Source organism: Microcoleus sp. PH2017_08_TRC_O_A, from assembly GCF_020738665.1.
Taxonomy (GTDB): domain Bacteria; phylum Cyanobacteriota; class Cyanobacteriia; order Cyanobacteriales; family Microcoleaceae; genus Microcoleus.
This window is the reverse complement of sequence record NZ_JAEQCE010000140.1, coordinates 1-10688: the sequence shown is the minus strand read 5'-3', so window position 1 is coordinate 10688 and position 10688 is coordinate 1. Positions and strand designations below refer to the sequence as shown.

Sequence of the window (10688 nt, the reverse complement as noted above, 5' to 3'; positions counted from 1 at the left end):
TTTATTCCTGTAGTTTTAGGACTGTGGACTAAAATTACCAACGTAGATGTCTAACATTGACTACTTTTGGGTAGCTTTGTCCAGGTTTTTACGAGCGGTAACTTGTACTGGTGTTGTTTGCTGAAGCCCGAAATGTTCGTCACCAAGACGGCGAGGGTGCGGCCGATCGTGAATAAATCCGAGACGACAGTGGGCCCTTCTCCTGCTTCCGGTGCGCTGTACCCCACTGTTCCGTAGATGTCCCCATCTAAGTCGTCAATGCGCCGCACCCCACCCATATCGATCAGTTTCACGTCATTGCTTTCGAGCATGACGTTATCCGGTTTGAAGTCGCAATAAACTAAACCTTGCGCGTGCAGGTAGGCAAAAGCGCCGAGAATGCGATGAATGTAGGCGATCGCTTCAGCAACAGGTAACACTCCGCGCGTCTTGCGAATCTCCTTGAGCGTCTGACCTCCAACGTACTCCATAATGATGAAGCCTTCGTTGAGGTGGTTGACGAAGTTGTAAATCCCAACGATGTTGGCGTGTTTGACAGAGGCGAGGAATTGGCGTTCGGCTACAGCAACGGCAGCACTGGCTTCGTCCTCCGTGTTGAGCAACCCCTTAAGAACGACGTAGCGCGACAGACTCCTATCAAATCCCAAATAGATCCAGCCGAGTCCCCCGTAGGCGATCGCACCTTTGACTTCGTACTGGTTAATGACGCGATCGCCTGGTTTGAGGCTGGGAACGAAGGAATACTTATGACCGCACTTCGGACAAAACCCTCTTTCCCGACTTAAAGCGTTGTTGCAACTGGAACAGAAGCGTTTGTTTTCCGGGACGACGGCTTCTACAAGCAGCGCCTTTTCCGGTTCAGTGGAAGGGAGTTCCGGAATCGACACCAATCCCGCACCTAATTGTTTGCGGCTGCTTCTAGAGGCGCTACCCGTGCGCCGGGAACTGCGGCTGCTTGCGGAGGATGAACCCGTCGGCGTACTGGCTGTGGGTGAATTGGTTCTCGATAAGCTCGCGTTCGATGCAGTGGGGAGAGGGGAGGAAAGCAGCCGTTCAGCGGTTTTAACGGCAGCCATGCCGCAGACATCACAATAGCCATCCTCGATCGTTCCCGTACAACCCGATTTTTGGCATTTATCGCCATCCATTATGACAGATTTCCTTAAGAAAGAATTGGTGTATGGTGGATTCTTTCAGTATGCGCGACGAACCCAAGTTCAGGGATATTTGGGATAGCTTTGCAATGGAATTTAACGAAATTTAACGATTCGATCGCCTTTTAGACAAGGGTTTTAGAATTTAGTTTGCGATCGGCCACACAAACGAGACAGAAATTCTCATATTGCGGTCATTCTGTTAATCCTTTTTATCTAAGGAATAGAAATTTGTGGGATGGGCGGGAGAGCCCGTGCAGAAAGGACGGGCGGGACGCCCATCCCACAACAATCATCAAAGTGTAAGTTATTAAATTTTCATTCCTAAAAAAGCCACTATTTTTAATAAAGCTTCACGATAGATTTTTTTGCCATCAGCATTGAGGTGAACGCCATCCGAAGTCAAATTAGCCTTCAAAGCTTTACCTTCAAATAACGGCTGCAAACCAGCTTCATCAATTGATAAATTTTCAGCAGCAGCAACCTGGCGAATCAACTGATTAAACTTATCGACTCTCGGAATCGGAGCAGCAACAGTAATATCGCGACTGGCCTCAATAGTGGAATAAAAAGCTGGCATCAAAATCACCTGTTTCGCCCCCATATCTTTTTTGACAGTGCTAATTATTTGCCGCATATTTTTCACAAATTGTCCGTCCATAGTTCTGTAAATAGCATCGTTTGTCCCGAGAGCAACAATCGCGCGATCGCACTTAACTTGAGCAGCAGTTAAAAACTTAAGCTGTTCCAACTGAGAAATCGCAGTCAGGCCAGAAATCGCAAAATTGAAAGAATTGTCACCCAGATTATTCCCCAGCATCGAAGTGATGGAATCTCCAAAAAAACAAGTTTTTATCTGCGTATTCTGAGTCACAGCAACTTGATACTTTACCTCATCTTGCCACCAAGACTGAGAACTCAGCGTATCCGTCGGCAATTCCAGATAATTTGCATTCGCCATTACCAAAATTCTGCCCAAATAGCCCCGCTTCCCTGTGTAGATTAAGATAATAGATAGCAAAACTACATTTAACACAATCGAAAATATAAAAACATTTTTCATTTTTTTCTTCCCAACGCACAATCTATTATTGTCATCTAAAAAAGGTTTGTAGTGAGGACTTCAGTCCTTATTTTTGCGGGTCAAAATGCTCACTACAAACGATTATCAAAAAAATTTTCTTTATTTTATTCTAGTCTGATGCCGACTTGCATTCCTCACTACAATCAAATTCTGAAACATTTCTTCTCTCTTCTCTTCCTCTCTGCGTTCTCTGCGCCCTCTGCGGTTCAAAAAAAACAATTCTGTATGTAACGCGAATCTTAAAGCATAACTTTTAACCTTCAAATCCCGTGACTTTTTCCAAGCACCCAACTGCGGCGAAAAATCCGAGCCAAAGTCGATTCTTCCAACGCAAAATAGATCGGGCGGCCGTGCGGACAAGTGCGCGGATTGCGAGTTTGCTGCCATTCATCCAACAAATTTTGCATTTGGGAAAGATTGAGAGGAGTACCATTGCGAATAGCGCTGCGACAAGCAGTAGCAACTTGAGCAGCTTGCAAATCTGCGACTTTACTGAGTTCAAAAAGCGCATCCGCACAGTCATCTCGATCGACCAATAAATCCGGTACTTCCCGTGCCGCCCATAACTGTTCGCCAAAACTTTCTACTTCCAAACCCAAGCGGGACAAATTCTCAATTTGCAGGGCAGATAATTGACTGAGAATCACTGGTTTTTCTAGAGATTTTAGCTGCCAATCAGCGCAGATACGTTCGTACAAAACGCGCTCGTGAGCGATGTGCTGTTCGACTAACCACATTCCGCTAGAGTGTTCTGCAACAATGTAAGTATTGTGAACTTGAGCGATCGCCCTCAGTTCCATCAATCCTATTTTACGACCTGTTGTCTGTTCGTCACCGCCATCACTCTTTCGAGCTGAAGTCCCCACACTGTAAGCACTTTTTTGTTCTGATGCTTTCAACAACTGTCCCACGCGATCGGGAATTGGAGGATCTGCTAAAACCTCATCATTCAGGTGCAAAGCCCGATCGATTGCCGCGCCAACTTGTGCTTGCCAAAAACTCGGATCGTGCAGATAAATTTCCACTTTAGCCGGGTGGCGGTTCCAGTCGATTTCCGAGGGGGAGAGTTGTAGGTGAACAAAACACACGGGATAGCGATCGCGCGGACAAGTGCGGGCGAAGGCGCTGAGAATAGTTTGCTCTATTTCGGGCGATCGCACAACCCGCCGATTTACTGCCACCTTAACCCAATCCGGCCGCCTGCGGTGACAGCGATCGGGCAAACCAATTACTAACTCCAAAGACTGGGAATTGGGAATTGGGCATCGGGCATTGGGCATTGGGAATTGATAATTGTGGTTGTTTGTAGCTCCCACAAGTTGAGTTTCTACCAAAAAAATTGCAGCTTTCTGATTCTCAGGACTCGCAGGCAAATCTAACTTTAAATATTGTAAATCGCTCGATCGCACGCCGCGCACAAACTGAGGTAAAATCTGTTCCGCTGTGCTCGCCGAAGTTATGTAAAAACAAGGCGCATTTGCTTGGCGCAACTGCCAATTAACGTAGGGGTGACAAATTGCAATTTGCTGGAGGATTGATTGGATCGATCGCATTTGCTGTGCCGGCGACAAAAAAGTGCGGCGCACGGGCCAATTGCCAAACAAATTAGCCACAGTCACCACCGTGCCCGGAGCAATTGCCACTGTTTCCAGCTCCACAGCTTCCCCAGCGTTGTTGTAAACTACCCGCCAGCCCGATCGAGCATTTTCAACTCCCGGCTGGTTCAAAGATGACTTCTCAACTCCCCCCCTTGTTAAGGGGGGGCTAGGGGGGGTTTCCGCAGACTGTCGATTTTCCCAATAATCTCCGAATCCCAAATCGTTGGGCCTGCTCAAAACCTCCAAACAGCCCAACTGAGCCAAACTGTGCAAAGCTTCACCGCGAAATCCCAAAGTAGCAATTTTGTAAAGGTCAGCTTCCGTGGTAATTTTGCTCGTACTGTGAGGCGAAGCCGCCTGCTGCAAGTTTTCCCGATCCATTCCCGTACCATTATCGGCAACTTGCACCCGCCATTGTTCGGGCCAAACAGACACAACGATGCGAGTTGCGCCAGCATCCAGAGAATTTTCTACTAATTCTCGTACCGCAGCGGCGATCGAGTCAATAACTTCGCCTGCGGCAATTAAATCGATAACTTCTGCGGGTAAGGTTTGAATAGTAACTGGCATCAGATTTTTAGCGGTTCGTTAATTCAATTATACCTGATTCTGCCACTCCATACACACGATCGCGATCCGCCCAAAAACTGGTAATGTTCCACATAGTTAAGTCGTAGATGTTCCCAACATTTTAGACAAAAGTTCAAGCTCCCAGATTCACTTGTGGGGGCAACTATCCAATCTCAAACTTGTCCTGAGCATCTTGTCCTGAGCGTAGCCGAAGGGAGCCGAAGGAAGTCGAACAATCTCAAATCGATTAAATGATTGATTGAAGTCGGTGGTGACAAACAAACATTACTTAAACTCCACAGACTAACTGATGACTTTTGGCAAGCGGATGTAAAAAGTGGTTCCTTTTTTGTTTTCCGACTCATAACTAATTTCCCCTTTGTGAGCATCAACAATCGACTTAGCAATCGCCGTTCCCAAGCCAGTACCAGTCCGCTTGCCATAGGTTATAAACGGTTCAAATAACTTGTCCTTGATTGATTGCGGAATGCCAGGGCCGTTATCATAAATGCTAATTTCTGCCCAATCCTCACTTTCTGTCAGCATAATCTCTATTCGGCCCCCGCGTCCGCCAAAAGCTTCAACAGCATTCCCAACTAAATTTTGTAAAACTCGCAAAATCTTATTGTCGTCAGCTTCCACTATCACTTCTGATACCCCCAGCACTAAGTCTACTTTTGCAGCCTCAAAATAAACTCTGTTCAACTTTTCAAACTGCTGCAACGTCTGGATGAGATTAACTGGTTTTTTATTTAATGCAGAGTTCCCACGCGAAAATTCTAATACTTCCTCAGCCATCCCCAACATTCGCTGAACTTGCAACTGAATAAGTTCACACCATTCCTGAGTTTCAGCATCGGGGTGCATTTCTTTGAGCATTTCGCTGGAGAGTTTAATTCCGGTAAAAGGACTTTTGAAATCGTGAATAATTGTGCTCACCATTTCACCCACCAAAACCATTTTTTGTTTGTGTACGAATTGGCTAACATATTGATCCGTGGTAGAGCGCAAATTTTTAATAATGAAACTAAACATTTGCATTACTGAACTGCCTTTAGCAAACTCGAGGTTTGCTATCAATTCTTCGCGGCCTATTTTGGCCAAACTCGATCCGGCAACTGCCACAGCTCTAGCACTGCGAGGCTCTCCGTCTAAAACTCCGAGTTCGCCAAAAAAATCGTCGGGCTTAGCGACAGCAATAGTTTGATATTTACTGTTGTCAATCCGCTTGCTAAACTCGACTTTACCTTCTAAAACTAGATATAAAAAATCGGCTGTTTCTCCTTCTTCAAAAACCACCGTTTCTTCAGCAAAACTTTCCAATACAGCTATTTGGCACAGATGAGCAGCTTGAAGAGGTTCAAAATAAGACATAAATCGATGAGATGCCAGATCCATGTGAAAATACCTGAGGCTTAATTGAAACTGTTTCTTTCTTCTATCTTCGCGCTATAAGCATCGATGCGTTAATAAAATACAATACTGCTGGAATTTGCTGTTATTTTCTGGCATCCCTGGCTTTGAGGGAAGGGTAAGCCTCGATATGGAGAGCCAGACTAGCACAGCGGTACCAGAAATCTCACCAACATTCTAAGTTAATTGACTAAAATACATATATATGATATTTGATCTCAGATTTAAATGGGAAGTGCGATCGCACTTTCGGACACGCCCCCACAAGATTTTAATTGTAGAGAGATGCTGCAATTTCAATGCCGATCGCCTTCGATTACCAAAAATTAACGATCGCCCGACAACACAATCCCAGCATTCTGCCCGCCAAAACCAAAACTCAAACAAACCGCATTTCTCACAAAAGTCGATCGGGCGCAGCGAACAAAATCTAACTCAAACCCCGGTTTTTTTATGCCAGTACAAGGCGGCAACACCTGGTATTTAATACCCATCAAACAAAAAGCGACGCCCAAAGCACCCGAAGCTCCCAAAGTATGACCAGTAGCCCCCTTCGTCGAACTAACAGCAACTCCTTGGCGAAACAATTTCTGAATTAACAGGGCTTCGTGTCGGTCATTTAAATCAGTTCCAGTACCGTGAGCGTGAATAAAATCTATATCAGCCGCCGTTAAATTGCTACGTTTCAAACATTGATTTACCGCCGCGATCGCACTTGTCCCGCCCAACTCCGGCGAATTAGCATGAAAAGCATCATTTGTCAACCCAAAACCGGAAATTAGACCGTAAATTCTAGCGTTGCGGCGCCTTGCCAACTCACTTGATTCTAATACAAATAAAGCCCCGCCTTCGCCGAGCACCAAGCCTTCCCGCTCTTCGTCAAAGGGATAACAGCCCGTGTTTGCCAAAGCACCCATCCGGTTAAATCCAGCCACAGTCAGCGGTGTAATTGGCGCTTCAACAGCACCAGCGATCGCGCGCTGACACTCACCGGTGCGGATTAAATCAACAGCGCGGGCGATCGACTGTAGGCCCGTCGCACAAGCAGCCATCGGCGCCAGCACAGGCCCCATCGAGCCAATTGCCCTCGCCACCGCGATCGCCCCCATGTGAGGCAAAAAGTCCACGAATTGGGCATCGGGAATTGGGAATTGGGCATCGGGAATTGGGAATTGGGCATTGGTAATTGGGAATTGGGAATTGGGCATTGGTAATTGGGCAATTCTCCCCATCTCCCCCTCTCCCCATCTCCCCCTCTCCCCCTCTCCCCATCTCCCCCTCTCCCCCTCTCTTAGCAACAGTTCCAAATTAGCCTGAAAGCCGCGACTAGAACCGATCGCAATTCCGCAATCAGGAATCGGCAAAGTCAAATTAGCATCTTGCAAAGCATCTGCTAAAACAGGCAAAATTAAACTTATTAAATCAGCAGGTTTTGTACCTACCAAAGCCAAAAGTTGCGGTTCAAGTTCTAAAAAAGGTTGATGTTGCCGAATTCCCGACTCCCCAGATAACAATCTTTTCCAGCTATTTTCCAGATTTCCCAACGCTGAAACAAGACCAATTCCCGTAACCACAACATCCATAAGTATCAGTTAGAAGGCAGTAGTTATTAGTTAGTTGTGATTAGTTATTCGTAATCTATGACTTGTTGGTTGTTGATGCGTAGTTATCAGGTATTAGTTTTGGCTTGTTACCAATAACCAATAACTACTACCAACTCCCAACTGTCAACTGTCAACTGTCAACTGTCAACTGACTAACTAGCAGCCTTAAAATTTTCTAAACCCTGGGTCACAGTAGCCTTATCAATCCGATCGCCCGCTTGAATCTTATCAACAACATCCATCCCTTGCTTCACGTAGCCAAAAACCGCATAGCTACCGTCCAAAAACGGCACATCGGTCAAAGTAAAGTAAAACTGAGAAGAAGCCGAATCAGGACTTTGCGATCGAGCCATAGCCACAGCCCCGCGAGTGTGCATCAACACGGGTTTCTGAGCAATCCCAGCTTGTTCTAGCGTTTGGCTGTAAGTCGGGTTCGGGGCATCTTTAGCTTTAATTTCCAGAGGAATCCTGCGTTCGACAGATGTTTTCGGGTCAATAAAGCCCCCAGTTCCCAGCCGCGACGCAGGGAATTTAGGGTCTTTGCCCTGGGGGTCGCCACCCTGAACTACAAAAGGCTGAGGTTCCCGCACCACTCGGTGAAATACCAGCCCGTCGTAGACTCCTTTCTGAATCAAATCGACAAAATTGCCCGCAGTAATTGGGGCATTTGTGCCGTCGAGTTCGATCGTAATCGGAGTACCTTTAACCGTCATCACTACCGTTGCTTTTCCTTGCAAGCGTGGCAAATTGCTAAATTGCGAACTCGCCGCCACAGCAGCAGGAGACGGAGACGGAGACGGAGACAAAGAAATGCTTTCACCCGACGCCGGATTTGGTGTCGGAGTAGAGTTTGCAGCAGGGGAACTACCGCATCCCCCGACAAACAGCGCGCCAATTATTAAAAGTGAGAAGAACCACCGCTGAATTTTGATTTGCATTTGCATTTGTATTTTCACTTTCACTTCATTCAGATCGGGTACATGGCCGGGCGCACTCTAGATTTATCGATTTTGTGCGCCCCGCCGTCCAACCTACAAAACATTACCAATATCAAATCGAAAATCCCAAATCCCAAATCCCAAATCTCTACAGCCCTTCTAGGGACACTTGCAAAAATCGAGCCAATTCGGCAGCTTGATTTTCCACATCAGACAAAGAAATGGGCTGTCCGACTCTTGTCAGGGGAAACTGACGGCGGTCTTTGAGCTTAAGATAAATGCTGCGGCGGGGGCTGAGACCTTCTTTAATATCGACCCGCACAGATTGCACGTCCGATGTCTTGCAAGTAAAATCAAGTTTGCGGTTTTTGCCGGGAAATCCCCAACGGAAGATCCGAATGTTACCTGTTTTGCGATCGAACTCATTGTATCCGCCGCCAACATCCCAGAGAACAGTCAGCCACAGATAAAGCCCCAACAGCAGGGCGCAGACACCGTAGAAACCCATCGCGATGCCTTGGGGGATGAAAATAAGCTGAGTCGGGTCAGCAAAAGGCAGCAGGTTCTTGTGTAAGTAGCTGGAAATGCTCGACAGCAGGAAACCAGTCCCTCCAATGCTGACAACCGTTGCCCACCAGTAATTGCTGAAGCGACGAGATCCCAAAACCTCATAGCGCAGGACAGAATCGATCGAGGTCATTGTTTTTGCAGTCATAAAAAACACTCGGTAAGTGGGAAACTCAGAGTCTTTAGACCTGAAAGGAAAACGACGCAGGGGACTTCAGTCCCCGTCAATCCCCTTTCGGGGGGTGGAGGGGTATGGTTGCCCCTCCAAGGTCGATACAGTTGTATCCTTTCTCCCTTGCGGGGTAATGTTCGTGCAGACCTGGTTATAAAGGCTTGTTAGACCTGCAACACTGTAAAGCGTGACTTTAAAACTGTTTAATTGCAGATGACAGAGCCCAAAACAGGCGTCGCATTCAAGGAGTGTCGTTACCTGAATAACGTCTCCTCGCGATCGAGGGGTCTGGTCAGAACAGCTTGTAATTTCTTACAAGCGAGCGTGGCTTGAGCCTAGAGTTCCTGACAAATTTAAACAGCCTTAAACCAAAATTTTAATTCAACTAGCCTACCTTAGTCTCACTCCGCTGGCGCGATCGCCCAGTCACGATCGCGATTCTGTATCAACTCCTGCTGTTCTAGTTGAAAATTAATGAACTTATAATATATAGTTATGTTAAGTTTAATTAGAAACCTTGGTCTTTTAACAAGCAAAAGGATTTTACCGTAATGACAATCGCAGTCGGACGCGCCGAGAACGAAAGAGGCATCTTTGATGTACTCGACGACTGGCTCAAGCGCGATCGCTTCGTCTTCGTAGGCTGGTCTGGCATCCTGCTATTCCCCTGCGCTTACATGGCGATCGGTGGCTGGTTAACCGGCACCACCTTCGTTACCTCCTGGTACACCCACGGTTTGGCAAGCTCCTACCTCGAAGGAGCCAACTTCCTCACCGTCGCAGTCTCCACCCCAGCCAACAGCCTCGGACACTCCCTGCTGTTCCTGTGGGGCCCCGAAGCACAGTGGGACTTCACCCGCTGGTTCCAACTCGGTGGTCTGTGGGCATTTGTCGCCCTCCACGGCGCCTTCGCACTGATCGGCTTCTGCCTGCGTCAGATCGAAATTGCCCGTTTAGTCGGCATCCGTCCCTACAACGCCCTCGCATTCACAGGCCCGATCGCCGTGTTTGTGTCCGTGTTCCTGCTCTACCCCTTGGGTCAATCAGGCTGGTTCTTCGCCCCCAGTTTCGGCGTCGCAGCAATTTTCCGCTTCCTCCTATTCCTGCAAGGCTTCCACAACTGGACGCTCAACCCCTTCCACATGATGGGCGTTGCAGGCATCTTGGGCGGCGCGCTGTTGTGCGCTATCCACGGTGCCACCGTGGAAAACACCCTGTTTGAAGATGGCGAAGGTGCTAACACTTTCCCAGCTTTTAACCCAACTCAGTCCGAAGAAACCTATTCAATGGTTACAGCTAACCGTTTTTGGTCGCAAATCTTCGGAATTGCGTTCTCCAACAAACGTTGGTTGCACTTCTTCATGCTGTTCGTACCCGTCACAGGCTTGTGGATGAGCTCCATTGGTATCGTCGGTTTAGCATTAAACCTCCGCGCCTACGACTTCGTATCACAAGAATTGCGCGCTGCTGAAGATCCTGAGTTTGAAACGTTCTACACTAAGAACATTCTGCTTAACGAAGGCATTCGTGCTTGGATGGCTCCGACCGACCAACCCCACGAAAACTTCATCTTCCCTGAAGAAGTTCT

8 protein-coding genes are annotated in these 10688 nt (G+C 47.4%); 1 reads left to right on the top strand and 7 read right to left on the bottom strand.

All coding sequences use genetic code 11. The features are described 5' to 3' along the window. Positions 1-50: 50 nt before the first annotated feature. From JGK22_RS31400 to JGK22_RS31370, 7 genes are all read right to left on the bottom strand, one after another. On the bottom strand, positions 51-1148 hold the full coding sequence (locus tag JGK22_RS31400) for a serine/threonine protein kinase (protein ID WP_293186883.1): 1098 nt from the start codon (positions 1146-1148) through the stop codon (positions 51-53). A gap of 316 nt (positions 1149-1464) precedes the next feature. Continuing rightward, complete coding sequence (locus JGK22_RS31395) at positions 1465-2217, bottom strand: SGNH/GDSL hydrolase family protein (protein ID WP_293314447.1); 753 nt, start codon at positions 2215-2217, stop codon at positions 1465-1467. Between the two features lie 281 nt (positions 2218-2498). Then, positions 2499-4406, bottom strand: coding sequence for a DNA mismatch repair endonuclease MutL (mutL, locus tag JGK22_RS31390; RefSeq protein WP_293314445.1), 1908 nt, complete (start codon positions 4404-4406; stop codon positions 2499-2501). Between the two features lie 303 nt (positions 4407-4709). Beyond that, on the bottom strand, positions 4710-5804 hold the full coding sequence (locus tag JGK22_RS31385; RefSeq protein WP_293186886.1) for an ATP-binding protein: 1095 nt from the start codon (positions 5802-5804) through the stop codon (positions 4710-4712). Positions 5805-6145: 341 nt separating this feature from the next. Continuing rightward, positions 6146-7402 carry a beta-ketoacyl synthase N-terminal-like domain-containing protein gene (locus JGK22_RS31380; RefSeq protein ID WP_293314443.1) on the bottom strand — a complete coding sequence of 419 codons (1257 nt, stop codon included), beginning with the start codon at positions 7400-7402 and terminating at the stop codon, positions 6146-6148. A gap of 173 nt (positions 7403-7575) precedes the next feature. Further along, entirely contained in the window at positions 7576-8361 is a 786-nt protein-coding gene (locus JGK22_RS31375; protein ID WP_293186888.1) for a peptidylprolyl isomerase, read from the bottom strand. Between the two features lie 148 nt (positions 8362-8509). After that, the gene (locus JGK22_RS31370) at positions 8510-9076 is read right to left on the bottom strand and encodes a photosystem I assembly protein Ycf4 (protein ID WP_293186889.1); all 567 of its coding nucleotides are present in this window, start codon (positions 9074-9076) and stop codon (positions 8510-8512) included. 575 nt (positions 9077-9651) lie between these two features. Here JGK22_RS31370 and psbD point away from each other — a divergent pair. After that, positions 9652-10688 (top strand): photosystem II D2 protein (photosystem q(a) protein) (gene psbD, locus JGK22_RS31365; RefSeq protein ID WP_293193718.1); only part of this gene is annotated, 1037 nt, incomplete at its 3' end.